The organism is Paenibacillus sp. 11B (assembly GCF_030487755.1).
In the GTDB taxonomy this organism is placed as follows: Bacteria; Bacillota; Bacilli; order Paenibacillales; family Paenibacillaceae; genus Paenibacillus; species Paenibacillus vandeheii.
Genome location: NZ_JAUKNS010000011.1, coordinates 1 through 26130 on the forward strand (window position 1 = coordinate 1; position 26130 = coordinate 26130).

25 protein-coding genes, 1 pseudogene and 1 riboswitch are annotated in these 26130 nt (G+C 48.8%); of the genes and pseudogenes, 9 read left to right on the plus strand and 17 right to left on the minus strand.

Annotation, left to right across the window (positions count from 1 at the left end):
- Positions 1-134: 134 nt before the first annotated feature.
- From Q0V21_RS31310 to Q0V21_RS31325, 4 genes and pseudogenes are all read right to left on the minus strand, one after another.
- Entirely contained in the window at positions 135-686 is a 552-nt protein-coding gene (locus tag Q0V21_RS31310) for a VanZ family protein (RefSeq protein ID WP_079348885.1), read from the minus strand.
- Positions 687-916: 230 nt separating this feature from the next.
- Positions 917-1577: pseudogene (locus Q0V21_RS31315) on the minus strand (M15 family metallopeptidase); the annotation flags it as partial.
- Positions 1578-1676: 99 nt separating this feature from the next.
- A complete protein-coding gene (locus Q0V21_RS31320) occupies positions 1677-2765 on the minus strand; it encodes a HAMP domain-containing sensor histidine kinase (RefSeq protein WP_301882369.1) in 1089 nt (362 codons plus the stop codon).
- Positions 2758-3453: a response regulator transcription factor gene (locus Q0V21_RS31325; RefSeq protein ID WP_024633012.1), complete on the minus strand. Its 696-nt coding sequence runs from the start codon at positions 3451-3453 to the stop codon at positions 2758-2760. Before Q0V21_RS31325 ends, Q0V21_RS31320 begins: the two co-directional genes overlap by 8 nt.
- A gap of 83 nt (positions 3454-3536) precedes the next feature.
- On the opposite strand from Q0V21_RS31325, the gene Q0V21_RS31330 reads away from it, so the two are divergent.
- The 5 genes from Q0V21_RS31330 (at position 3537) to Q0V21_RS32960 (ending at position 7443) form a co-directional block, all read left to right on the plus strand.
- Positions 3537-4487, plus strand: a complete 951-nt coding sequence (locus Q0V21_RS31330; protein ID WP_301882370.1) for a helix-turn-helix transcriptional regulator — start codon at positions 3537-3539, stop codon at positions 4485-4487.
- Positions 4488-4559: 72 nt separating this feature from the next.
- A complete protein-coding gene (locus Q0V21_RS31335) occupies positions 4560-5378 on the plus strand; it encodes a zinc ribbon domain-containing protein (protein ID WP_301882371.1) in 819 nt (272 codons plus the stop codon).
- Positions 5379-5928: 550 nt separating this feature from the next.
- Positions 5929-6096 (plus strand): hypothetical protein, encoded by a 168-nt coding sequence (locus Q0V21_RS31340; protein WP_179132768.1) that lies wholly within the window; start codon positions 5929-5931, stop codon positions 6094-6096.
- A 201-nt stretch (positions 6097-6297) separates the two neighbouring features.
- A complete protein-coding gene (locus Q0V21_RS31345; protein ID WP_301882373.1) occupies positions 6298-6990 on the plus strand; it encodes an aspartate/glutamate racemase family protein in 693 nt (230 codons plus the stop codon).
- Positions 6991-7383: 393 nt separating this feature from the next.
- Positions 7384-7443, plus strand: a complete 60-nt coding sequence (locus Q0V21_RS32960) for a putative holin-like toxin (RefSeq protein WP_367620559.1) — start codon at positions 7384-7386, stop codon at positions 7441-7443.
- 212 nt (positions 7444-7655) lie between these two features.
- Here Q0V21_RS32960 and thiC read toward each other — a convergent pair whose 3' ends face one another.
- Positions 7656-9440, minus strand: coding sequence for a phosphomethylpyrimidine synthase ThiC (gene thiC / locus Q0V21_RS31350; protein WP_301882490.1), 1785 nt, complete (start codon positions 9438-9440; stop codon positions 7656-7658).
- Positions 9441-9807: 367 nt separating this feature from the next.
- Positions 9808-9921: riboswitch (TPP riboswitch) on the minus strand.
- 118 nt (positions 9922-10039) lie between these two features.
- Positions 10040-10783 carry an IclR family transcriptional regulator gene (locus tag Q0V21_RS31355; protein ID WP_024633007.1) on the minus strand — a complete coding sequence of 248 codons (744 nt, stop codon included), beginning with the start codon at positions 10781-10783 and terminating at the stop codon, positions 10040-10042.
- A 358-nt stretch (positions 10784-11141) separates the two neighbouring features.
- On the opposite strand from Q0V21_RS31355, the gene Q0V21_RS31360 reads away from it, so the two are divergent.
- Positions 11142-12170 (plus strand): alpha/beta hydrolase, encoded by a 1029-nt coding sequence (locus Q0V21_RS31360; RefSeq protein WP_079348878.1) that lies wholly within the window; start codon positions 11142-11144, stop codon positions 12168-12170.
- 201 nt (positions 12171-12371) lie between these two features.
- Positions 12372-13694, plus strand: a complete 1323-nt coding sequence (locus Q0V21_RS31365) for a Fe-Mn family superoxide dismutase (protein ID WP_301882374.1) — start codon at positions 12372-12374, stop codon at positions 13692-13694.
- 190 nt (positions 13695-13884) lie between these two features.
- Here the strand turns inward: Q0V21_RS31365 and Q0V21_RS31370 are convergent, their stop codons facing one another.
- The 8 genes from Q0V21_RS31370 to Q0V21_RS31405 form a co-directional block, all read right to left on the minus strand.
- Entirely contained in the window at positions 13885-14109 is a 225-nt protein-coding gene (locus Q0V21_RS31370; RefSeq protein ID WP_024633003.1) for a hypothetical protein, read from the minus strand.
- A gap of 70 nt (positions 14110-14179) precedes the next feature.
- Positions 14180-15034: a lipoate--protein ligase family protein gene (locus Q0V21_RS31375; RefSeq protein WP_301882376.1), complete on the minus strand. Its 855-nt coding sequence runs from the start codon at positions 15032-15034 to the stop codon at positions 14180-14182.
- A gap of 259 nt (positions 15035-15293) precedes the next feature.
- On the minus strand, positions 15294-15887 hold the full coding sequence (gene folE / locus Q0V21_RS31380) for a GTP cyclohydrolase I FolE (protein WP_024633001.1): 594 nt from the start codon (positions 15885-15887) through the stop codon (positions 15294-15296).
- A 176-nt stretch (positions 15888-16063) separates the two neighbouring features.
- Positions 16064-16327 (minus strand): YneF family protein, encoded by a 264-nt coding sequence (locus tag Q0V21_RS31385; protein ID WP_024633000.1) that lies wholly within the window; start codon positions 16325-16327, stop codon positions 16064-16066.
- A gap of 223 nt (positions 16328-16550) precedes the next feature.
- Positions 16551-17582: an HD-GYP domain-containing protein gene (locus tag Q0V21_RS31390; protein ID WP_301882377.1), complete on the minus strand. Its 1032-nt coding sequence runs from the start codon at positions 17580-17582 to the stop codon at positions 16551-16553.
- A gap of 15 nt (positions 17583-17597) precedes the next feature.
- Positions 17598-19487: a tRNA epoxyqueuosine(34) reductase QueG gene (gene queG / locus Q0V21_RS31395; RefSeq protein WP_079348874.1), complete on the minus strand. Its 1890-nt coding sequence runs from the start codon at positions 19485-19487 to the stop codon at positions 17598-17600.
- Positions 19488-19665: 178 nt separating this feature from the next.
- Entirely contained in the window at positions 19666-20271 is a 606-nt protein-coding gene (lepB, locus tag Q0V21_RS31400) for a signal peptidase I (RefSeq protein ID WP_024632997.1), read from the minus strand.
- 419 nt (positions 20272-20690) lie between these two features.
- A complete protein-coding gene (locus tag Q0V21_RS31405) occupies positions 20691-21116 on the minus strand; it encodes a GNAT family N-acetyltransferase (protein WP_024632996.1) in 426 nt (141 codons plus the stop codon).
- 538 nt (positions 21117-21654) lie between these two features.
- Here Q0V21_RS31405 and Q0V21_RS31410 point away from each other — a divergent pair.
- Complete coding sequence (locus Q0V21_RS31410; protein ID WP_024632995.1) at positions 21655-22266, plus strand: superoxide dismutase; 612 nt, start codon at positions 21655-21657, stop codon at positions 22264-22266.
- Between the two features lie 116 nt (positions 22267-22382).
- Here the strand turns inward: Q0V21_RS31410 and mutY are convergent, their stop codons facing one another.
- The gene (mutY, locus tag Q0V21_RS31415) at positions 22383-23735 is read right to left on the minus strand and encodes an A/G-specific adenine glycosylase (protein WP_301882383.1); all 1353 of its coding nucleotides are present in this window, start codon (positions 23733-23735) and stop codon (positions 22383-22385) included.
- 60 nt (positions 23736-23795) lie between these two features.
- Positions 23796-24215, minus strand: a complete 420-nt coding sequence (gene acpS, locus Q0V21_RS31420) for a holo-ACP synthase (RefSeq protein WP_285080317.1) — start codon at positions 24213-24215, stop codon at positions 23796-23798.
- A 187-nt stretch (positions 24216-24402) separates the two neighbouring features.
- Here acpS and Q0V21_RS31425 point away from each other — a divergent pair, with 187 nt between their 5' ends.
- A complete protein-coding gene (locus Q0V21_RS31425) occupies positions 24403-25218 on the plus strand; it encodes an alpha/beta hydrolase family protein (protein ID WP_301882386.1) in 816 nt (271 codons plus the stop codon).
- Between the two features lie 95 nt (positions 25219-25313).
- Here the strand turns inward: Q0V21_RS31425 and nadE are convergent, their stop codons facing one another.
- Positions 25314-26123: an ammonia-dependent NAD(+) synthetase gene (nadE, locus tag Q0V21_RS31430; protein WP_024632991.1), complete on the minus strand. Its 810-nt coding sequence runs from the start codon at positions 26121-26123 to the stop codon at positions 25314-25316.
- Positions 26124-26130 lie beyond the last annotated feature (7 nt).

Genomic DNA, 26130 nt, shown 5'->3' on the forward strand with positions numbered 1-26130 from the left:
CGTGCGTTCTGCACGGTGACGGGGAGCTTTTTTTTATAGAATGAATAGGGGCATGCTCATGCTTGATGCCAACTTGCCTTTAATGTCCAATGTAATGTGAAGCTTGATCCAGGGATTGCGTGTACGCCCCCTCCTTACACGCGACTCTGATTGGAATTATACTCTTTTCTCGCGGTGCCAGCCGCTCCACCTACAATTATGCGTTTCAGACCGATAAGCATCGTATACAGGACATAACCAATCACCCCACCAAAGGTATTCAGCATAAGATCATCCACGTCGAATATGCCCATACCCGTCAATAGCTGTGTCACTTCAAAAGCAAAACTTAAGAGCAAGGAAAGTACAAGCACCTTTGCCCCTGACAACAGCTTGTTACCCATCAGCACTGGAATGAAGATACCCAGCGGGATAAAGGCCATGATATTACCGAGCAGGTGAATTGCCGTACCCGGACGATGTAACGATAAGCTATGCCAGTCTCTTGAAATTTCCTGAAATGGCGTCAGGTTAACGGTACGCGTATGAATCAGATCCGGCTGTTGCGCGAACGTCATAAGTTGAACTCTAACGACGTTCCAATCCATCGTATGTCCCTTGAAAAGAATCAGCTTGGTCAACAGATACAGATAGATGATGAATGCCGCCACCCAAACGATCTTCATATTGAACTCTTTAGGTTTCATAATGAACCTCCGTGTATATCTTGTTGTTTATTCCTCTACTGTCACGACAACTCCGTTCATGTTGTCTCCCGATATCTCATATTGACCGTGTTCAGGTACGTTAATGCTCTTCTCTTTGGATGCATCGTAATAACGCACATGATAGTGCTTGTCCCCGACTTCAGCGGAAATGCTCTTTTTCTGTTGCAGCAGCTCCAAATACTGCTCCAGCACCAGGTGATTATGATACATGATGGCACTGTGCGGCAGTCCCACATACCTAAAATGCCAAGGTTCATATTGAATGCCAGTGATGTGCACTTTATCCTTCGGGTAACGTAAAATGAATCCGTATTGCCATGCATTCTTCTCCAGCCAAGCTCCTTCTGGCGCTTCACTCATGGCAGCCAGGGTAGAGCCGATATCCATGGACAAGCCCAGATTATGTTCACTGTGACCCGCAGGAAGCGCATAGTCCGAACCCTTTTCCTCGTAAAGCTGCTCCTGTTTCGTAAAGTCTCGATAACCACTGCTGATGATGAAGTAACGCACGTCATCTTTCGAGGCAGCTTCAATCATCTTCTCGAACGCTTGCGCTACGTACTTTGACAACATGATATTGTGATCCAGCAAGCCGTATCCACGAACCAGATCTTGTTGTTCAGCCAAATTCACAATGTCCGTTCTAATACCCTCCGCATGAACAGGATACTCCGAATTGACGAGCAGTAAATTCCCTTTATGTACTTGATTCTTCATATCCACGTTAATGGTTTTGGTATATCCCGCCCGATTTTCAGCCGTATTCTGAATTTGCAGATTCGCTTCTTCCTTCTGCTCAAACAATGCAGGTGACTTGGAAAAAATATATCCCAGTACAATGATACATATCAAAAATCCCCACTTCTTCATCCCTTGTTCCTCCTTTACCTCGTATTATCAAGGATAGAGAAAACTAGTTAAAAAAAAGCAGGGCAATTCTAAAGTTTTTCTTAAATTCGGCATATAACTTCAATCCAGCGCAGGTAACCGAACTTCAAATACGGTCCGTACGACATCACTTTGGGCTGAAATGTTCCCATCATGCTGCTCCACAATATTTTTGGCGATAAAAAGTCCTAGACCTGTTCCACCTTCCTGAGGTGTCCGCGCCCGATCCCCGGTATAGTACATATCGAAAATATGAGGCAGATCATCTGGATGTATATGACCACCATAGTTCATGATCTGAATGATAACCTGTCCTGCATCACGATGCCCATGAATATCCACATAAAGACCATCCGTACCGTGACGTGCCGCATTGATTAACAGGTTCTCAAACACGCGTGCAAGCACCTCACCATCGCCGGAGATGGTTAATTCGGAATCGATGTGCAGTCGGGTGACCAGGTGGTTCTTTTCAAAAACGGGGTACAGCTCTTCGTTCATCTGCCTCAGCAGCTCGCTAAGATCAAGTCTCTTTTTCTCAATTGGCAACATGCCATAGTTCATTCGTGTAATCTCAAACAAATCATCAATCAGTTTCTCAAGCCGCTGGGATTTGGTAAAAGCAATCGCTGTAAAGTGTCTGACCTGCTCTTCCGTCAGCTGATCATCCTTCATCAACAGATCCAGATAACCCAATACTGACGTTAGGGGCGTACGCAAATCATGCGCCAGGTTTACTACCAGTTGGTCCCTGCTGCTCTCCGCAAAATCTCCCCGTTCTACCGCTTCCTTCAGCTTCAGATTTGCCAGATTGATATCCTCTGCAATTGCCCCCAGCTCGTCCTTCGTCGAAATCTGCACACGGTGCTGGAAATCTCCACTCGCGAGTTGCCGGATACCTGTGGAGATATTTTTGAAATAGGTAACGTATGGCTTCGTAAACCAGAAGAAAAATAGTATAGCAAGCGGTATGAACAGGATAAGGAAAAAGTAAATATCCCCTATGCTTTTCATAAAGTGACGAAATTCGGCTAACTGATCTTCCGCACGCACTCCGGTGTAATAGTATTGCATCAGTTTATATACCCCAAAGGTAATCGCGCCAGATGCCAGCATGCTTAGACCAAGCAACAGAATCATGGTTGTTCGAAAACTTCTGCGTTTATTCATTGAATGTGTACCCCACACCCCAGATCGTTTTGATAAACTTGTTCTTGTCTACATCTTCCCCCAGCTTCTTGCGCAGGGTCCGAATATGAACCATCACGGTATTGCCGCTCTCATAATAAGCCTCTCCCCACACTTGTTCAAAGATGCTCTCTGCACTGAACACCTGTTTGGGATGATTTGCGAGCAGATACAGAATGTCAAACTCCTTCGGTGTTAATTCGATGGGCTTGCCATAAAGGGTGACGCTATGCTGATCTGGCGAGATAATGAGGCCGCCTTTCTCCAGAATGGAACGCTGGATCGGTACAGACTGGCTGAATTGAAGTGAACGACGCAGCTGGGAATTGACCCGGGCGACCAGTTCCATCGGGTTAAATGGCTTGGTCATGTAATCGTCTGCGCCCATCACGAGCCCAGTGATTTTATCCATATCCGAGGTTTTGGCGCTTAGAAAAATAATAGGCAGGTGATACTGCTCTCGAATTTTGCGGGTTACCTCATATCCATCCATACCAGGCATCATAATATCCAAAATAGCCAAATCGATCGTTTGTGTCTGAACGGCTTGAACCGCCGCTTTCCCATCGAATGCCTTGATGATGTGATATCCTTCTTTTTGCAAGTGCAATGCAACCAGATCAGCGATCTCAACTTCATCATCTGCGATCAAAATCGTAATACGTTTCATTGCTTATTCCACTCCTATATGTGATGCTCAACAATATAACATATCTGAATCCAACTTATAAATGATTGAAGGGAATCCAATATATGAAACTGGACCGTTTATTAGCCATTGTCGTGCTGTTGATCAATCGTGGCCGGGTGCAGGCCAAGGATTTGGCGGATACGTTTGAGGTGTCCATTCGTACCATCTACCGGGATATAGATACGCTGGGTCAGGCGGGTATTCCTGTCGTCACCTATCAGGGTGCAAGCGGTGGTATTGGCCTTGCAGAAGGTTACCGGCTTGACCGAAATGTGCTGACCGACAAAGATCTGGCCTCCATTGTCACTGCGCTGCGCAGTGTCTCCACCTCCCATACGAATGTGGCACGAGACCTGTTGATGGAGAAACTCAGCAGTATCGTGCCTGAAGCAAAAAATGAAGATTTCCAGGCCAATACCAGCCGCTTTATTGTAGATTATTCGATGTGGACGCATCCCGAAGCGCTGCAAATCAAGCTCCAGCTCATTGAACAGGGCATGGATCAACTGCGGCCCATTACATTTACCTATTGCAGTGCCGAAGGTACCCAGACCCATAGAACGACCGATCCGCATACCCTTGTGCTCAAAAAGCATTCCTGGTACCTCTATGCGTTCTGTCACGAACGCAACGAGTTCCGTATGTTCAAGCTGGTCCGCATGCGAGACGTCGCTCTTGCCCAAGGAAACTTCGAACGCAAGCCGGTTAACCTGCAGGACAGACCCTGGCAGCAGGATTGGGCAACCCCGGATAACAAGGTGCCTCTGACCCTCAGATTCCATGCGCGTATCCGTCACATCGCAGTGGAATGGTTTGGCATAGAGAGCGTCATCCCGGATGATGAGGGCTATTATATCAGCCAGGTCGCATTTCCGGAGGACAACTGGCTGTACGGGTTCATTCTTGGATTTGGCGCAGATGTCGAAGTACTGGAGCCACTGCATATTCGAGAAGAGATTCGTAGAATTGCCGAACAAATTGTGCAAAATTATAATGCCCCGCCTCGAACCTGACAGACAGGTGTCCAGTTCCTCCCGTTATACTTCTATTATATTCAAGCTTTACATAACGAGGAGGAATCGATTATGAACGTCACCGTATGCCAGAGCTGTGGAATGCCACTCACTACGCCTGCCCAATTCGGAACAGAAACGGATAGTACTACAACCCGCGAATACTGTATTTATTGTTATAAAGAAGGCAAGTTTGAGCAGCCCGATATTACGCTGGAAGGCATGATTGAAATGTGCACCGCCATCCTGAGCCAAGAAGGTATGGACGAGGAGTCAGCAAGGTCAATGCTGCGCAACCAACTTCCTTTTTTGAAAAGATGGCATGCAGCTGGTATTGAACGGAACGTGGCATTTCCAGCAGAACATTCGAATGGGTCCGATGGGCTTAATCAAGTAACGCGCGACAATATGCTCTCCACAGAGCCCATTCGGTATGTCACACTGCCAGGAAAACGCCTTGCGGGTGTGTCCGCCAGAACAACCAACGCCATTGAGATGAGTGGCAAAGGCTGCATTCAGGGACTTTGGAACAGCTACTTCGCTTCAGATCATCAACCCGCCCCTGAAGCGGCACGCTATGGCTGTTACGCTGACTATACGGATGGCATACATGGAGAATACACCATACTGGTGGGACATGAAGTGGGCCCGGATGAATCGTTGCCTGAGGGAGTGGATACCGTTGAGCTGCCGCCTGCAACATATGCGGTGTTCACCTCCAGAAAGGGCCCGATGGCCGAAGTCGTGGGTGAAGCCTGGGGTGCGGTGTGGGCCTGGAAGAAACAGGGGGAACGCACGTTTACCGGAGATTTCGAATTGTATGATGAGCGAAGTCTCGATCCTGAGAACGTACAAGTAGACCTGTATATTGCTGTTCGCCGCGAAAAATAAGAAGAAAAGTGATCATGATCATTTCTTAATCCGAATTGGACTGTTTATATCTGTATCTGTATCTCAGCAATGAAATTCCGCTCATGGATTTATGCAAAATGCTGTTAGGCTGCCAGGTTTTCCTGGCGGCTTTTTGAATTTTCCCTTTTGTCTATCCGTCGAAAATTGCCCTAATATGCACCCGACAACCGACCATGGTACCAAGTTAGCTAGCTTATGTCGTACCTATACAACCAGACTATATGTCTTAATTTCGACACAATTGGCAATCCCAAAACTGGGTCTATTCACTTAACAATCGCTTCTATCCTCCCATACGAAACCTCACATATTCGGTCCTTTCCTCCTGAATTTCTTTAAAAACGTTTACATCTCCTCAATACGGGGTAAAATCACTACAACCCAATTGGAATTACACCTTAATTTGCCTGTTTCGTCTAACAAGTCACATATACCTATTTGCGTAACAGAGACGATAACCTGTTGGAATACATAAGCTATTTAATAATCACATATGCATATTCGAAAATGCATTAAAGGAGGAACCAAGATGATCCGCATGCCTATTCAGCAAATGATCCCGTACCACCACCAATATCCGCGCAACACGGCGACCGTTGCTCCTAAAAAGGAGAATGAGAACACTCAAGGTCTATCCTTTCATGAAATTTTGCAGCAAAAAATGGCTAAAAAGAACGCCTCCCCTTCTTTGCGATAAATGAAATGATGAGCAAAATGAAAATTGCTTGCTTGGCTGCACCGTTCTCTGCGAAGTTGTGGATGAACGGTTATTCGCGTTTTCGCTTTAATTTGTTGTTACATCAGCATTTTACATATGTACAGTCTATGGTCACATCCCTATAATGGGTTAAATATCTACGGCAGTTTAGTGAGACAACATCCATTTCAGGGGGCAAATATGATGATGACTATCGGCTGTTTTCACGCTCACTATTCCAACATTGCACTGATTGAAGAAGCACTCGCTCCTTATGAAGTTGAACTAGTTCATTATGTCGATCCGGGTCTGGATCGCCTCAAACATGATGCTGATTTCACCGAGGCAGTTACGCGTGAGAAAGTATCAAAGACGCTGCAATGGATCGCGCACTGCCATGCAGATGCCATCCTCGTCACCTGTACCCTGTTTGCAGCCGTACTTGAGCAAGAGGCACAGCATGTTCCTGTCCCAGTGGTTGGTATTGATGATCCATTACTTCAGGAATTGAAGCGAGTACCGGGGAGATACATATTGGCGTTTACCAACCCTGCGACGATTGAAGGAACGATGGCACGGGTGAATCAGGCTTTGCAGCAGGATGATGAGAATGGACAGCGAAAAGGGATTGATGCTGTAGAGACTGAATCGGTATTGATACCGGGTACATTCGAGTTAATCATGCGAGGCGATAAGGAAGGTTATCTTGCAGCGGTGAGTGCTGGATTGCAGCAGATTGCTGAGCAGTCCCCGGGAAGCAAGGTAGTAGCCTCTCAACTGTCCATGGCTCCCGCAGCAGCGCGAGTTACAGCAGATACAGGTTTGGCGATCTATAGCCCGTTGGCTTCGCTAGCGGCTTATTTGGAGAAGAAGTTGAGCATAGTTCGGCGTTAATGTTGAGCGGTGAGCGGTAAGTGTTTTTTGAGCGGTGCGTCGATATTTGAAACTGATTTTCCAGCTCTGCTTATATCGGTAACGCCACGCCTAAGATGAATCAGTGATGCGACATCTCATCTGAAGAACTTGTTCCAGAAGTTCTCTTGCTCTAGATTGGAGCAAAAGCTCTAACGAACCCAGCGCGTCTTATTATCAGAATTATCGTGATCTGCTAAGTTTAACGAACCTGAGCCACCTTAATGGGGTCAAGACATGCGATTTCCAGTACAGCAGGACTTGCATTTCAAGAAATAACGTCTCTATGATTCGTTAAATCGCAGACCTGTGGAAATTACGGCAAATAGCGTGTGCTCGGTTCGTTAGGGGCTGAGCTACTCTTTCAACGATGTAATCGTGTTCGCAATGTTAATTATTGCGCTCCTCACATACATCGACCGTAAAAAGAAGTGACCCGCCACAGGTTGACGGCCTGACGGGTCACTTCGTCTGAACTATGCAGCACTTGGAGGAAGCCATGGAGGAATACCCACCGCAAATGCTGTGCAGGAGCAGCCATTGGCCTGCGAACACCACATACCGGGTTAAAGCCGCTCTTCTCCACGATCACGGAGAGGAACGGCATTTCACTATATCAGGCTGCCCAGATTGCGTTGTAACAACGCTTAGGAGCGTGTCCGGTATTCCTCTGCCTTTTCCTGCATGCCCGCAGCCACAGCCTCATTCTCGGACAATCCTTTGTCCGCGGCAAAAGCACGAATATCCTGCGTAATCCGCATGCTGCAAAATTTCGGCCCGCACATGGAGCAGAAATGGGCTTCCTTGGCCCCTTCGGCCGGCAGCGTCTCATCATGGTAGGATAGCGCACGTTCCGGGTCCAGCGACAGGTTGAACTGATCCCGCCAGCGGAACTCGAACCGTGCTTTGGATAACGCATCGTCCCGTCGCTGGGCACGCGGATGACCTTTCGCCAGATCGGCAGCATGTGCAGCAATCTTGTAGGCGATAACCCCTTCCCGCACGTCATCCTTATTGGGCAGGCCCAGATGTTCTTTTGGCGTAACATAACAGAGCATCGACGTACCGAACCAACCGATCATCGCTGCCCCAATCGCCGAGGTAATATGGTCATATCCCGGTGCAATATCGGTCGTCAGCGGTCCCAAAGTATAGAACGGCGCTTCCTTGCAAATCTCCATTTGCAGATCGACATTCTCCTTGATCTTGTGCATCGGCACATGTCCCGGACCTTCGATCATCACCTGCACATCATGCTTCCAGGCGATTTGTGTCAGTTCACCAAGCGTAGCCAGTTCCGCCATCTGGGCTTCGTCATTAGCATCGTAGATGCTTCCTGGGCGCAGCCCGTCTCCAAGAGAGAACGCCACGTCATACCTTTTCATAATCTCGCAGATTTCTTCAAAATGGGTATACAGAAAATTCTCCTGATGATGCGCAAGGCACCATGCTGCCATGATGGACCCGCCCCGTGACACAATGCCTGTCATGCGCTTGGCGGTCATCGGGATATAACGCAGCAGCACGCCTGCATGGATCGTAAAGTAATCCACGCCCTGCTCTGCCTGCTCAATGAGCGTGTCACGATACAACTCCCAGGTCAGTGCTTCGGCTTCACCATTGACCTTCTCCAGCGCCTGATAGAGCGGCACCGTTCCGATCGGTACCGGAGAATTGCGGATGATCCATTCCCGAGTCGTATGAATGTCCTTGCCTGTGGAAAGATCCATCACCGTATCTGACCCCCAGCGTACCGCCCAAGTCATCTTCTCCACCTCTTCCTCGATAGAGGACGATACGGCAGAGTTTCCGATGTTCGCATTAATCTTCACATGAAAATGACGCCCGATCAGCATCGGCTCACTCTCCGGGTGATTGATGTTCGACGGAAGGATCGCCCTGCCACTCGCCAGCTCCTGTCGAACAAACTCCGGCTCCACGCCTTCACGAATGGCTGCGAACTCCATCTCCGGCGTGATGATTCCCTGTCGTGCATAATGCATCTGGGTCACGCTGCGCCCAGCTATTCCTCGCAAGGGTTGACCACGCAACCCTGGATACTCCTCGGCTCCAGCTCGCTTCCATCCTGGCTTCAGACCGTTATCTTCCGGCTTTACCGTCCGTCCCCGGTAAGCTTCAACATCTTCACGCTCCGTAATCCATCGCGTACGCAGCGCTGGCAGACCTGCGCGGATATCGGCATGAAATCCGGGATCGGTCATCGGCCCGCTCGTATCATAGACACGCAGCGGTTCGTTATGCTCCACTCCTTGGGGAGTATTCGTGTCATGAAGGGCAATTTCACGCTCCGGTACAGCAATGTCCGGTCGAGAGCCATAAATGTAAACTTTGCGGCTGCCCGGGAAGGGCTGAACCCGTCCGGTCGCCCCTTTTTCTTTTGCCAACTGCTGATCCTGCTCGTCCTGTCCCATCGTTCTGTTCCCTTTACTCATCGCTCTTGTCTCCTCCTCATTGGTGATCGTCTGGATTAAAATGCTTGCGCACTTGTCCCGAATCATCCACAACATAGATAAAGAAAGAGCGACCATACGACAGAAAGCAGGGACATCACATTTAGTAATACGTAGGCAGTGAATGCAAATGAACTCTATCCCAGAAGCTTGGCAGATGCTCCCCGGTACTTTGCCCAAAAGCAGTTCTGGCAGCTTCTTCCGCCTGTTTACTATATAAAAAAAGCCGGTTCCCAAGGGAACCGGCTTATGTCCATCACCAATAACGCACCTTATAAAGGCTCCATAGCGGAGCCCATCCATAGGTCACATCATGTGGTGTTCGTGGTCGTATCGCCGATTACTTCCCTACGCTGGTATGATCCAGATCAGGTGCAAAGGGTCCGGAATCTCATGCGATTCCGTCTCAGTCCGGACAATTCGGACTCCCCCAGTAACGTTAACAAGTTGCAGCATTTAAGCCGCAAATGCATATTCAATTATGCTGGCCCCGTTAGGCCGTCCATTACAGAGTAGCGCAACCGAATCATAAAAACAACCTTTATATTCAGAAAATAAAATCAGGATAACATGAGTCCCATCTGTGTAGCAGCCTCCTTCAGCACAGGTGCGTATTCATGCAACGTCTCCTGGGAAAGGCGACTAACAGGCCCGGATACCGACAAGGCAGCAGCGATGTTGCCTTTCCGATCCAGGATGGGGACAGATACTGCCGCAGCTCCCGGTTCACGTTCCTCATAACTTGTTGCGTAGCCATATTCCAGAATGTCTTTCATCTGTGCCAAATATACTTTGGGATCGATAAATACCGGCCATTCCGGTCCATTCATCAGATCTTCACGGTCTTCCTCGGTGGCAAAAGCCATGAGCACTTTGCTGGACGCTCCAACGGATAGCGGAAGTCTGACTCCCACCGGAGCCACCCGGCGAATCGCCTGATCACTCTGCACAGCTTGAATCCGAATCCGCTCACTGCCATCACGCAGATATAAGCTTACGGTTTCGCCCAGTCGATCCCTCAGCCGCTCCATCGCAGGAAGGAGCAGAATGGCAGGATCATCGCTGCGAGACATATGGGCAGACAGCTCCCAGATGCGTATGCCGAGTCGATACTTCTCGGTGGCTGCATCCCGGATCACGAACCCTTTCTCCTCCAAAGTAGCCATCAGACGATGGACTGTACTTTTGTGCAGACCGATCTGAGTGGCAATTTCCGTGAGTCCCAGATCACTGCGCGTTGTAAAACACAATAATATATCCAGCGCCCGCTCTACAGCCCGGACGGTTAACTTTCGGTCTTCCATGGCATATTGCCCTCCTCATGTTTCATCACATGAAACTTGGTTACATAAATTATATGAGAAACGGTCTCATCTGTAAACTAAAAAGCGCCAATTGGAAGAGAGATAATTGTAAATATTTTCTTTTTATAAATCAAAATCCCCTGCAATTTGCACCCTAAGGAAATGTTAACCATATATCTTCAGAACTATATAACAATTGCGTAACAAATGGCTCCAATCAATTGACTTTGACTATATTGGAACATACGATAAAGATATATTAAATTAAGATTTTGCTTCATACGTAGTCAGAAAAATCGTTTATCCGCTCTGTTCGTCTCGTTGTTATCTTCATTTGATTTTTAAAGGAGGGGCAATCATGTATCCGACATCCCAGAGCGAAGCCCCGCTGCAAACGAAAGTGTCAGATCTGCCTTCTTCGTTATCACCGAGGCTGATCCGGTTCAAACATATTGTCGTGGCGCTGTTGCTCTCCGTTGTATTTTTTCTGCTCTTTTGTTTCATTGCACTACACGGTTATATTGCTTGGGTATTATCCAATCCAACGGTAGCGCCTGTCTTCTCCAATCCCATGCAGGCCAAGAACATGAAGTATCAAGACATCACGTTTCCGGCAGCAGACGGCAGTCGAACAATGCAGGGTTGGTATATTCCGGCTGACGATAATGCAAACAAAACCATCATATTCAGCCATGGATATGGTGCGAATCGTGAAGAAACCTGGGTACCAATGTATGACCTTGCCCATTATGCCCATCAACTTGGCTTCAATGTGGTGATGTTCGATTACGGTTTCGCTTCCCAGGTGAACAAAGCTGTCGCTACAGGCGGCAAAGCCGAATCCCAGCAGCTGCTTGGCGCAATCCAGTTTGCGAAGCAGCGCGGAGCTCAGGAGCTTGTTGTATGGGGCTTCTCCATGGGTGCAGGTACAGCCCTCCAGACTGGGCTGATTACCAAAGATGTGGATGCGATGATTCTGGACAGCACGTTCCTGCTTGAGCCGGATACACTGTACCATAACATCCATAATCAGATTGATCTGCCGCGTCAACCTACGCTGCAGATTATGAATCTGCTGTTCCCCATTCTGAACGGGACCGGATTGCAGCAGATTCCGTATCAGGAAGTGAAAAAGGAAGATTATCCGTTCCCTATTTTCTTCATCCATGGTACCGAGGATGAGAAAGCTCCTTACCCGATTGCGGAGCTGCTCGCTGCCAACCAGACCAATCCGTATTCCGATGAATGGATTGTGGATGGTGCGCATCATGAGCTGATCTTCCGGGAGCATCCGAAGGAATACCTGCGTCGTGTCTCCACATTCCTGAGTCATGTAACGAAGACGAGCAGCGATGATGTGGAAAATACCAATGCCGGAGAATCGTGAAGATCCGGTAATTCAAGAGCTCCTATACGGGGCTCTTTTTTTTGTGTACATAGGACAACATGACTGGAGAATATACTTTTGGGACGTAATTAAAGACAGCTCTAGCTTGTATATTACAAAATTGAGCGAACCGGGGGGATCCAATTTTATTTTTACTGCTGGATCTAGATTTGAATCCATTTGAACGGAGGTTTACCACTTATGAATTGGTATGGATATGGACATCTGCTGCCTCTGCGGGTACTTGAAGAAGTTCGTTTCTGGAAAGAGCAAGAAAAGGAACATACGATTGTCATCAGTGCATTGATTCCTGATCTTGAACCCGCATATGTCCAATGGTTTGCAGAATGGGAAGCCATCTTTGAGAACAGCGAAAGAGTCGCGAATCAGCTGTTGAAGCAAATACTGCCGGGAACCCAGCCTCCTGCCCCCTACATCATTCGCTGTATTGAACAGCTCGTGGCTGCGGCCTGCGCACAATCGCGAGAGTTCATTAGACAGCTATATGTCCTCCTGGAGCAAAGCACTGTTGTTCAGTCTGTCCCACTTGCCAAATTGGTTATTTTACATTTCATTCGCGAATCCGAGTATTTCCTGGGGGTACTCGAAACGCTGAAACAACATGGAGCTATGCGAGATTCGGTGTCTGAATCAACTTTTTCACTGGAACATATCCTTCAAACCTCGGGGCAACCGGCTGATTCCAACGTACACATTGCATCAACGTCCGTATCTGGACAGTCCAATCGTGAAGCTGTAGAAAATCCGTCTTCGGCTGTGGGAAAAGTCAACACCCCTCATCCATCCGTACAGGCGCAGGCTTCAGCTGCTGTTCAGTCTCCCAATGCAAACGAAGAGGGCACACCCAACGCTAACACAGCGGTGGTCAAGGAGAAACCTGTGCCGATTGGCGGACACACACTGCCTCCCCTACCTTATGCCTACAATGCGCTGGAGCCGCATATTGACGAGATGACCATGCGCATACATCATGACAAGCACCATCAATCCTACGTCGATGGACTGAACACCGCAGAGAAAAAGCTGGCAGAATCGCGTAAAAAGAACAATTTCGAACTCATCAAACATTGGGAACGTGAACTCGCGTTTAATGGTGCAGGCCATTACCTGCATACGATCTTCTGGACGATCATGAATCCCAAAGGTGGAGGTAAGCCTTCCGGCATGCTCGCAGAACAGATCAAGCGGGATTTCGGCAGCTATGAGGCGTTCAAAAATCAATTCACCGAGGCTGCCAACAAGGTGGAGGGCAGCGGGTGGGCCATGCTGGTCTGGAGCCCACGGGCGCACAGATTGGAAATTTTGCAGGCGGAGAAACACCAGAATTTATCTCAGTCCGACATCGTGCCTCTCCTACCGCTGGATGTATGGGAACACGCCTACTATCTGAAACACCAGAATGAACGCAAAAAATATATCGAGGACTGGTGGCAGGTTGTTTATTGGCCAGCTGTGGCGGAACGCTACGAAACTGCGCGCAAGCTGTTATGGCCGCCGTATTAGGATTGTCGGGCTAAGCATAGTATCGGGGAGTGCTCTGGAGCGCATTGAATCCATGGTGCAATATGTTGATGTAAAAAAGAGATATCTCCAGCTTAAAGACTGAAAGATATCTCTTGGATCGCAAAAAAAAGCAAGCCTCTTGATTCAAGAAGACTTGCTTGTATTAGAATAATCTAGGAACCTCACGCCATTAAGAGGCGCAACCCTCACAGGCAACATAATTGTCGCCAACCTGTTTGCTAATCGCGATCAGATCGCCCAGCTTGATATCTTCCTCACCTGTAAATTCAAGATCAGCGATACGTGCAATGATCAGAGCAGCAGCTTCTTCTTTGCTTGTTGCCATTTGACTGAACTCAGACTTTTCGCCTGTGGAAATGACCTCATATAAATACGTATATCTTAATGTTTCCATGTAGACACTCTCCTTCCGAAATCACATCATATCATCTCTATTACCCAATTCCAAGTCCAAGCTTCTGAACCTAATCATAACGCAGCTTCATCTGCTCAGCCGTCCGTCTGACAGCTTCCTGATCCACGGTCAACACTCGGCTTGTCTCCGCCAGGGGAAAACGCTGACGCAGTGTGCGTACCAGCGAGGCTGTATACGCCGCAGTAGAAGGGACACCCGCCAGTTCCTGCAAACTCGCCATCGTTCCGGGCCGAACATCCGGATACCCTTCGTTGGCACCGTCTGCTGCGTCCTGATAGAACTGACGCACATCTGCTGCCAGTTGATCTCCTTGTCCCTCCACGATGATAAAGGCAGTAATAATATAAGCCTTGGCCTGTCTGCGCTGGGCAATACCACAGAATTTCAGTCCACCCACACTGACATCATAATCGCCAGGACAGAAAGCACCCTCGATCTCCCCCGTACGTGCCTGACTCGACCATGGTGTTAGCGATTCAGCGATCAATGAGGCCATCTCCCGGAAATCGTCGTGAATATTGATGGCACGTCCCGGGTTGGGCAGAATCAAAGACACGTTAACGACCCCTGGATTCAGGGGAACTGCTGCACCACCGGATGGACGAACACAGACCGCTGTGCCTTGGCTTCTCATGCGTTCCATAGCTTCTACGGCCTGTGGCAATCTCCTGTCTCGCAGTCCCGCTACAAAGGCATCTGGATGCCGCCAAATGTGAGCAACAGGCAACTGACCTTCTCCCACTCGGCGGCACATGACTTCTTCCCAGGCAAATGCTTCTAGTACACTGCTCCCGGGCCGCAGGAGCGGTGTCTCCCAAATTTGCAGACGCAATGATTGATCCAGTTGCAAATGCTGCTCTGCTCCCCGCGATCCGGGTTGATCTGAATTGGACGGTATACTCATATAAGATAGCCTCCGACTAAACTAATCTGGATGAACTGAAATAATTGGGTGATCCTTATGTATCTCCTTGTGTGAATGCAAAAGTAATATATAAATAAGCCGGTTCCCCAGGGAACACGGCTTATTTATGAAAGCTTCCATTGGCACAAGCATCTATTCTTCCATTTCAGTTCCAGCAAAATTGCCGAATGGAAACAACATAATTACACCAAAGGATTCAAATGCTTCTGGCTTGTCCAACGCGTGGAATGAGCCAATCTTAATCTTTCACCAGTGACAGGAACTCTGCACGCTGTGCCGGATTGTCACGGAAAGAACCTCGCACAGCAGACGTTACCGTCTTGCTGCCCGGCTTCTTCACGCCGCGGGAACACATGCACAAGTGCTCGCCTTCCACGACGACCATGACACCGTTCGGCTCTACCGCCTCAGTCAGAATATCGGCGATCTGTGAGGTAATGCGCTCCTGAACCTGCAGACGGCGGGTAACCGCCTCCACCAAACGGGCCATTTTGCTCAGTCCCACAATCTTGCCGCTCGGTACATATCCAATGTGCACCTTGCCGAAGAAAGGCGCCATATGGTGTTCACATTGGCTGTAATAGACAATGTCCTTCACAATGACCAGTTCTTCGTGATTCTCGTCAAACGTAACCCCAAGTACATCACGCGGGTCCACTTCATACCCGCCAAAAATCTCTTCATACATCCGGGTTACGCGTGCAGGCGTTTCCAGCAGCCCTTCACGCGTACTATCCTCACCGATCAATTTCAGGATCTGCTCAACGTGATACTCGATCTTCTCCCGATTGTCGGATACTTTTGAATTCAAATAATCTTTAACGCCAGCCACTGCCGAACGCCTCCTTTCGAACCACATGCTGTAAGCAACTATTCACTTCAGCATTATGCATAATTCGATTCTAACCACTCCCGGGTATAATATATAGATGAATAAACCATTTCGATCTATACATTCATGATTGGAAGTCGCTCTTTTGATTTATGCAAAATGCTCACTCACAGCTATTATTTTCGGCGGCCCGAGTTTTTACGCGCAGGATGTTGCCCCGGCTGAGGCATCTTCGCGCCAGGCTGCTGGTTCTTCATCATCTGCTGGGCGCGCTGCATTTGCTTGCCATTCAGGTTGTAACCCATTTGCTTCGCCATCTTCTGGAGCATGTCGGGATCACTTTGCATTTTCTCAAGCTGCTTCCGCAAGTAGTATACCCCAATGAAAAATCCTCCGACCAGACCAACAATCAATGTAATAATCGGTATTGCTATTGCCATCTCTTAGACACCTCTGTATGCAATCTAAAAAGCCTGATGATTCGTGTCAGCACATGATGTTGAACGCTCACGATGCAAACATGACACGTACCGGATTTCCTGAAAGTTATCATAGCATTTCCGCACGCCTTGAGCAAACGGATTTTCCAGCTAACTGCTGAATTTAACATCCAGGAAACAGATCGAAAATATTCAGTAAATCTCTCAGCAACATCCGTTTAAGTTACATCAGGACCGCCTCTATGAAAACGGTTGTATGCTGAGCCAAGTCCACTTCAATCACATCCAGATCATAACGTGTACTGCCTCGCGCAACCCGGATGACTGGCCTGCCGGGCAATCCCCGGTGCTGACGTACAATGACTCCGGTCTCCCTAGTAGACAATCGAACTGCTGTTCCATTCGGATAAACGGACACACTCCGGTTGAATTCGATCAGAATATCACGATCCAGCTTCGTGCCAGACATCGCCATCATTTCTTCGCAAGCCTCATGTGGCAGCATACTTCGACCCGAAAGGCCATTGATCAGATTATCATACGTGTTAGCTGCACTGACGATTCTGGCGAACAGATGAATGTCCTTTCCCTTGATACCTCTCGGCAGTCCTGTACCATCTACATGCTCATGATGCTGCAATGCCGTATGTGCCACAAGCAGATTGAACTCCCGTTTGGACTTGATCAACTCGAACCCTCTCCACGTGTGATGCAGAGAAGAATTCGCTGCTGAACCGCTGCCGGGTGGCCCCTCCACTTTGCCGATGTCATGCAATAGGGCTCCGACAGCCAGATCCTTGAGCTGCGCATAGTTAAGCCCCAGATTCAGACCAATGACAGAAGACAGCAAACATACATTCATGGCGTGAACATACTGTGCGTTATCTTTGGTCCGAATATCTGTGAGCTGGACAAGCAATTCACGCCCGTTCAAAACATCGTTCAACAATTTATCTATGCTGATGACGACCTTCTTCGGGCTCCAGTCCTTCCCGGAACGAATAGATTCAAGTGTGACACTCATTTCATTAATTACTGCCTTTTTCGTGGCTTCATCCAGAATATCTTCTGTATCCACATCTTTATACGCTTCATCCTGGATGTACAGCATGGTCACGCCAATACGCTTCAGCGTATTAACCATAAATACGGTAAGCTGGACTCCGGCAGACAGCAATACCGTGCCGTTGCCGGAATATATGGTTTTACCCAGAAACTCCCCCGCCTCCACGCTCTCCACGTTAACATACTTCATGAACGTCCCCCGCTCTTACGATTGCTGCTCCAATGTGAGCAATTGCTCTTTGGTTTGCAGACCGCCTACATAACCCACCAGGGTTCCGTCTTTACCGCTGATGCGGTGACAGGGAATCATAATCGGAATCGGATTTTTGCTAATCGCGTCCAGAACTGCTCGAACAGCTTTGGGCCTGCCGATGATTTCCGCAACCTGTTGGTGTGTTGAGGCCTCTCCATAAGATATATCGGACAGGACTTGCCATACTTGTAGCTGGAATGGTGTTCCAAACAAATCGAGCTTCAGTTCAAACGCTTTTCGTTCTCCTGCAAAATACTGCTTCAGCTGCTGTGCAGCTTCACTCAGCTTCTCTTCATTTTTCTCATATCGATATTCCCCAATCCAGGTACGGGCCCATTGTTGCAGATGCGCCTCGCGCACATGGAAAGCACCAAAATCAATGTGACACAGCCCCTTATCCGTAGCACAGAGCGTAAGTGTTCCGATCGGTGTCAGCACCTCATCGTAATATACGGGTGTACCATGCAGACCTGTTACGGCTGACGGTTTCCATGCTGCAGCTTCCGGTTTGGCAGGCTCCTTAGCCTGCCCGTTCTCCTGTTCGGGTGCCTCTTCCGTTACCTGATTTGGCTGCTGCCCATCCAATTGGTTAAGCTGATTATTCTGTTCCTTCTGATCCTCAGGCTTATTGTTGCTCGATTGCTCTGCCTGAGGCTTATCGGGTAAGGTCGCGGACGAACTCAGTCGTTCCTTGGCCTTCTGCAGCATGCTTAGCACGTTCCCATCTTGTTCGTTAGCGGCAGCTTCCCCAATAGCTCTCATTGCGTCTTCTCCTCCAATTCTGCTCAGCGCCCAGGCTGCAGTTCCCCGCAGCTCGGGACGCGGATCACGCTTCAGTACCTCCGTTAGTTTCGGTACAGCGGTTTTGTCTTTGAAATTGCCCAGGGCAATCACGGCGTTGCGCTGGATTGGCTTCTTGCCCCGCCAAGCGGCGGAGCTTTGGCCAAAGCGCTCTTTAAATTCACGGTTACCGATGTCGAGCAGCGGTATCAGCAAAGGTTTTACAATCTCCGGATCGGGATGAAACTCGGGATGGTGGTCCCAATTTTTACCCCGATTCTTCGGACAGACAATCTGACAGGTATCACAACCGTACAGGCGATTGCCAATTTTCAGCATAAATTCTTCATCAACGAAGCCTTTCGTCTGGGTCACAAACGATATACAGCGCTGTGCATTCAGCTGTCCTGGCCCCACCAATGCTCCTGTTGGACAAGCATCAATACACTTCGTACACTCACCACAATCCTCGGTCACCGGGTTATCTGGCTGAAACGGAATATTGGTTACCAGCTCCCCGAGAAAGATCCATGAACCGAATTTCGGCGATATAATGGCACAGTTCTTGGCACTGAATCCAATCCCCGCACGCTGGGAAACAGCCCGGTCCACCAATGCCCCGGTGTCTACCATACTTTCGATCATCGCTTCAGGTACGCGCTCACGTATAAAATGAACCAGCTTGTCCATCGCAGCACGCAGAACTTGGTGATAATCCTGCCCCCAGGCAGAACGTGCCAAAATACCACGGTAGGCGCCCGGCTCCGACTTCGGCGGATTGATCATCTTCGAAGGATAAGCCACGGCTATCGCAATGAGCGAAGCAGGCTCGCCGTCCTTCAACTCGGGACGCACCCTTTTCTCAATGTCAGGCTCCTCAAATCCGGATTCAAACCCTTTAGCCCGATGCTGCTCCAGAATAGACTTCAATGTCACGAAAGGCTCTGCCGAGGCAAACCCAATATCATCAATGCCCATCTCGGGAGCGGCTGCCTTAATCTCTTGTTTTAACTTCTCCCATACAGCTGCCGCATTTGCTGCTCCGGTCTGTGCACTCGTCATATCTATTCCCTCTCTTCTTCCAACGCTAATTCCGTAAATAGTGAACGCCCGCCTCAGGTGGGAGGACAGGCGCTGATTTCGATATACAAGTCGGACATACCGGAGCTAAAAGAAACCGAGTCTATATCGTTTAACGCAAAATGCAGCGCGAAGTTGTTGTCCTTGTCCTGCTAACATTTTACAGTTTTTTAATTTCCGAGAACGGCCAAAAAATAAATTCCGCCCTGCCTACAATTTCACTGGATGTAATGCTTCCAAACACACGACTATCCTTGCTCTTGCCCTCATGACGGTTATCTCCCATCACAAAGTAATGATCCGCTTCCAGCGTAATCGGTCCAAAATCAGGGTCCTGAACCTCCGTATCCGTGTACGTTTCGGCTTGCTGCTCCCCATTTACGAACAGATGGTGATCCCGCACTTCAACCGTATCCCCGGGAAGTCCAACAATCCGTTTGACCAGAAAATCTTTTTTCTCTACACCTTCACTTGGATCACGAAGCACAATGACATCCGATCGGGACGGTGTCCCAAAATCATATACAATTTTATTCACAAACAGACGGTCTCGCTCCACCAGCGTGGGCTGCATCGATTGACCTTTGACCATTGAGAGATTAAATACAAACAGGTTCAGCAGCATCATGATCACAAAAGCTATCACAATGGTTTTCACCCAGTCCCAAAGCTCTGCACCCCAGGATTTCCCCGGTTGATCAGGCACTCCTGGCCCGTTTCGTTCCTTGGAAGCCACATGCTCCGTTGAAAGGTTATTGGAGTTCAAAGAGACACCTCGTTTATCAATTTTGTTAGAAAAACGTCTATCGATGTACTTTCAAGAAAGAAAGACCGCATAGTGAATGTTTTTCTTAAAATATCAGGAAGCTCTTGCTCCGCGTTTATATGTTCTGATATTACCAAAATCGAGTGATCATAATCCTTTTAATTCTACTTCATTTGCAAGGGTGAAACAATTGGTTATGAGCACCAGCACCCCTAAAAGGGTGAATAACAACGCGAATCAAGTAGTTAAACTGGGCATTAAGTTAAATGTAATAGCGTTCAGAAGTGGCGAAAAAAGGGGAATAATCGGTGAATAACACCCATATAAATAGAAAGGCATATCCCTCACGTTGTTACACGCTGAAAGATACGCCTAATATGAAATGAAAATCTGTTATATTTCTTTATTAACCATACAAACTAAGCTTTGGACAAGATACTGAGTTTCTGGAAAGCGCTCATAATCTGATTGGCACCGTAACCCATTGCTTCATATAGAGGCATGGCTACTTTGTTGTGCTCATCACCCGCCACCCAAATTTGACTGACTTTACGCTGCTGGAACCGTTGTTCCATGGCCTCGACAAGTTTTTTGCCGACTCCGCGGCGACGATAGTCTGGATGGACCGCAATACGATAGATGCATCCCTGGTTGTGGTCAATCGTACCGATCAAAGCGCCGACGAGGTCTCCCTCTTCTTCCGCAACCATGATCAGGTCAGAATCCCATGACAATTGACGGGCAAACGGGCCCATCGTGTTCTCATAACACTCTTCCGATAGTGCAACCTGGAGAAGCTCTGTCATCTGGCTTGCATCACTCAACTGAAAGGAACGAACGTGCATGTCTTAAATCTCCCTTTTCGTTAGCTTAGATGAGGTTTTACAAAAAGGGGCTCCCCTTTTTACCAAAAACCCAATGTTCATATAATGACAAAAAACGAGAAAATACCGCTTCTTCGTCAATTAAACCATACTTTACGCCATAAAACACGCATTTTCTTTTGAAAGCGCTTAATTGTAACCGTTTACATCCGGATATTAAACTTTTCCTCTATTTCGATCTCCAAAATCACATAAATAGTTTCATAATGGGTAAAATATGTTTGTTATCTCTAACCCATAAATGGATTAACGTCTGGGGGGACTTAATAAACAAAAATGTTGCTTAATTAGCCCGGATGCGGTTTAATATTAGTGACAAGGGTATTATTACATATGTACCTGGGCAATTTGCATAAATCCTATGAGCGACTTTCATTCAACAAGATATAGATCGAAGTGATATTATTTCGTCTAAAACTTGTACCGGGAGCGCTTCGAATTGAATTATGCATAATGCTGACCTTAACAAAAATTCAAAAATCTCAGGAGGTATTTCACTATGACTTTTCAATTACCAGCACTTCCTTACGCTAACGACGCACTGGAACCACATATTGATGCGCAAACGATGGAAATCCACCACGATCGCCATCACAATACTTACGTAACGAACTTGAACGCAGCTCTGGAAAGCGCTCCTGAACTGCAAGGAAAAAGCTTGGAAGATCTGATTGCTAACCTTGACAGCGTACCTGAAGGTATCCGCACAGCGGTTCGCAACAATGGTGGCGGACACGCTAACCATAGCCTCTTCTGGGAAATCATCGGACCTAATGGCGGCGGCGCTCCTACTGGCGACATCGCAGCAGCAATCGATAGCGAACTGGGTGGCTTTGACAAATTCAAAGAAGATTTTGCAAAAGCAGCTACAACTCGTTTCGGTTCCGGCTGGGCCTGGCTCGTAGTTGGCAAAGATGGCAAATTGTCCATCACTAGCACACCTAACCAAGATAGCCCTCTCTTCGAAGGTCTGACTCCGGTTCTGGGTCTGGATGTATGGGAGCACGCTTACTACCTGAAATATCAAAACAAACGTCCTGACTACATCGGTGCTTTCTGGAATGTAATCAACTGGGATGAAGTAAACAAACGTTACGCTGCAGCGAAATAAGACTGCTGGCATAATAGAAGAGCCTGACTCGGTCAACGCGACCGGATCAGGCTCTTTTTTGTGTGCTTTTGTTTGCTTCACGTCAGTTCATTCAATGTACATATGGTACGCGCTCATTATTCATTAACACCGTCATAAGCCCCGGCAAAATAACTGCTGATCAGCTTCAGGAAGATGTTCGGGAATGCCATCTTATCCATATCTTCCGGACCAATCCAGCGGTAGGTCAGGTCATCGCCTTTGCCAGTCAGCGTAAGCTGAGCCTCATCTGCCGCTGGAGATTCATCCAACAGGTTCGCATCTTCCGATGGGTTGGAGAGCAGAGAAGTAATCGAACGGAACTGCTCCGAGTGAGTTGTTGCCAACTCAGACGCAGCAGACGCTGAGGATGAGTGATCGCTCGCAGCAGCCTGTGCGTCGTAGGCGGCTCTGGCTTCCGCAGCGATCAGCGGAAGCTCGTTACTCTGGTCCTGCTCGGTGCATTTGTACACCTGCAGGCTCCAGACAATATGGCTGAACACATGCTCCGCATGGGTAGCCAGCCCTTCCGGGCGGGCAGCGAAGCCTTCCGCCCACAGACTGCCGGCCAGCAAAGCCATGGCCGGCTCATCGGCCAGCGGCCCCGCCGCCTTGCCGGCTGCGGCGGGCGCCGCCAGCACATGCGGCAGCTCCCACATACGGGCCAATAGGCCCGTCGCTGGGCGCTGGCGCACAAGCACACGGCCGCGATGAGCACCGCGGCCCTCCACAATGGCGACCAGCCGCTGCTCAGGGCGCGGCGGCTTCGCCTTGGTCTTGACCGGCAGCGTGAGCTCCCGTCCGGCGATGCGGCCGGAACATTGCTCCATGACCGGGCAAGTCAGGCAGTGCGGCGCTTTGGGCGTACACACCAGCGCGCCAAGTTCCATCAGCGCCTGATTGAAATCACGCGCACGCCCTTCCGGAATGAGCTCTCCCGCGAGCTCTTCCATCAACACCCGGGTGCTGCCCTTCATAATATCCTCATCAATGAGGAAGTATCGGGACAGGACCCGCATCACATTGCCATCCACCGCTGGCTGCGGCTGGTTGAAGGCAATGCTGAGAATGGCCCCGGCTGTATACGGGCCCACGCCTTTTAACGCAAAGACTGCCTGCTTGTCCTGCGGCATCTCCCCGCCATGCAGCTCCATGACTTGTCTGGCAGCTGCCTGAAGATTACGGGCACGCGAATAATATCCGAGTCCTTCCCAATTTTTCAAAACATCTTCTTCCGGTGCCTCAGCCAAAGCCTGTACGGTCGGAAAATTCCCGATAAAACGGTTGAAATACGGGATCACCGTATCCACCCGAGTCTGTTGCAGCATAATTTCCGATACCCAAGTAAAATAGGGGTTGTTGTGGCGACGCCACGGCAAATCCCGTCGGTTGACCATATACCAATCCAGCAAATTCACACTGAAATGTCGTTTCTGTTCCAATAAACCCATATTCCCGTCCTCTCCTGTTACCGTGCTTACATGCTTAAATTCTTACACATTCCATCATGGTTACTGTTCAGATCCAGACAACGTCTTCTCCATCTGTTCCACAATAGCAAAGGCCGCAGCCAGCTCCGTCTGGTGTGTAATGCTCAAATGAATGTCATACTGTTGGCCGTATGGCAGTTGCAGTCGTTCCCATGCCTCAGCAGACAGCGTGGCAACGGGACGTCCTTTCTCATCAGGCAGTACTTCAATGTCGGTAAAACTCATCACGCTTCCAATGCCGCAGCCAAACGCCTTGGACACTGCTTCCTTTGCGGCGAAGCGGCCGGATACAAACTCGACCCTCCGTTTTCCCCGATGATCCGCAATCTCCCGCTCGGCATGTGTTAAAATTCGCTTCATAAACGCTTCCGCGTGGCGACCGGACATCAGCTTGCGCATGCGTCCAATCTCCAGCACGTCGTTTCCAATGCCATATATCATCAAAGCTTCACCCGCTTAATCATTTATGCTGTAAACGATCTCCATTCGGTCATATGATCCGTAACTTATCCGAACACGTATTCTATTGTAGCAGGAGGGGCGTACGGATGCGAGTACCTTCGTCCACATTACCATTTATGTTAAAATATGAATCGGGAATAGTATGAAAATTGAGGAGGAATAAGATATGTCCACAGCATTTGAACTGCCTGCTGGCGGGGATGCCGTCATTCGCGGAAATATATTCACTGCGCGGCAACCCGCTCAAGGAATCATGATCCTGGCTCACGGTTACAAAGGCTTCAAAGACTGGGGCATGTTCCCCTACGCTGCATCCCAGCTAAGCGAGAATCATCACGTCCTGACCTTCAATTTCTCTCACAACGGCGTTGGAGAAGATCTGGAGCAATTTTCTGAACTTGAAAAGTTTGCAGTCAATACGTACAGCCGGGAGCTTGCCGACCTGGCAACGCTGCTAGACTATGTGTCCACACAGCCAGAGCTTAACGAACTGCCGGTAATTCTGATTGGACATAGCCGCGGTGCAGGCGTATGCCTCGTGTACGCGCTGGATCATCCCGAGCAGATTGCGGGCGTTCTATCCTGGAACGGCGTAACTAACCTGGATCTTTTTACACCGGAGCAAAAAGAGGAAATGCGTACCTTTGGCCGCAGCCATGTCACGAACGGCCGAACAGGCCAGCAGATGCCACTGGATGTATCCATTCTGGAGGATTTGGACAAGCACAAGGACCGCTATGCCATCATTGATCGTTTGTCTGCCTCACCTCTACGTGTAGCACTTATTCAAGGAACAGAGGATGGCCAACGGCTGCGTGACGGCTCGGCCGCACTGGTTCAGGCTCGTCCGGATGTCCCGTGGTACCAGATCCCTGGAGGAAACCACACGTTTAATACGGTACATCCATTCAAAGAATCGACTCCACAGCTTGAGCAGGCGATCACCGAAACCCTTCGCCAGATCGAGGCCTGGAGTAAGTAGTTCCTGCATAACAAAAAGAGTCGCTGCCTTATGCAGTGACTCTTTGCTGTTTAGATGCTTGCATTGTCCATATCATGGTATGCTTGCCATCCATATTAGATGCCAGGAATGGCATTACGTTTGTGATGTGTACGCTTGTAAAATGCTTCAAGACGCTCCTGTGCAGCCGGATCGATCTGTTTGCCCTCCAGATAGTCACTGTTCGCTTCATACGAAATGCCCAGTTCATCTTCATCGGTCTGGCCTTCCCAGAGTCCTGCTGATGGAGCCTTGTCCAAAATGGCCTGTGGCACGTTCAAATACGCAGCCAGCTGACGCACCTGACGTTTGTTCAGGGTGCTCAGTGGTGTAATATCAACGGCGCCATCGCCCCATTTGGTGTAGAAACCAGTGATGGCCTCAGAAGCATGGTCTGTCCCGACAACCAACAGATTTTCCTCAAAGGAGAGAGCATATTGCATCACCATACGGGTTCTCGCTTTCACGTTCCCTTTGCCTTGGTGAGTCATGTGACGCGGGCTCCCCATGGATTTGAAACCTTGCTCCACTTCGAGTGCAATCTCGTTAACTGCATCTTCGATGTTTGTTTCCACAACATGCTTCAGGTCATAGGCTTTTGCCACAGCATAGCTATGGTCAATGTCCGACTGCTCACCGTAAGGCTGGAATACACCCAGTGTTTTGTATTCCTTGTTCTCCTCTGCTGTAAGCTCGTCCGTTGCTTTTTTGCAAAGCGCCGTAGCTACAGCGCTGTCAATCCCGCCACTGATCGCGATGAGCAATCCTTTGGAACCGGCATTTTTCACATACGTTTTGAGAAAGTCAACGCGCTTGCGCACTTCCTCTTCTTCATTAATGCTTGGTTTAACCTTCAATTCAGCGATGATCTGTTGTTGCAAACTCATCGTTCAC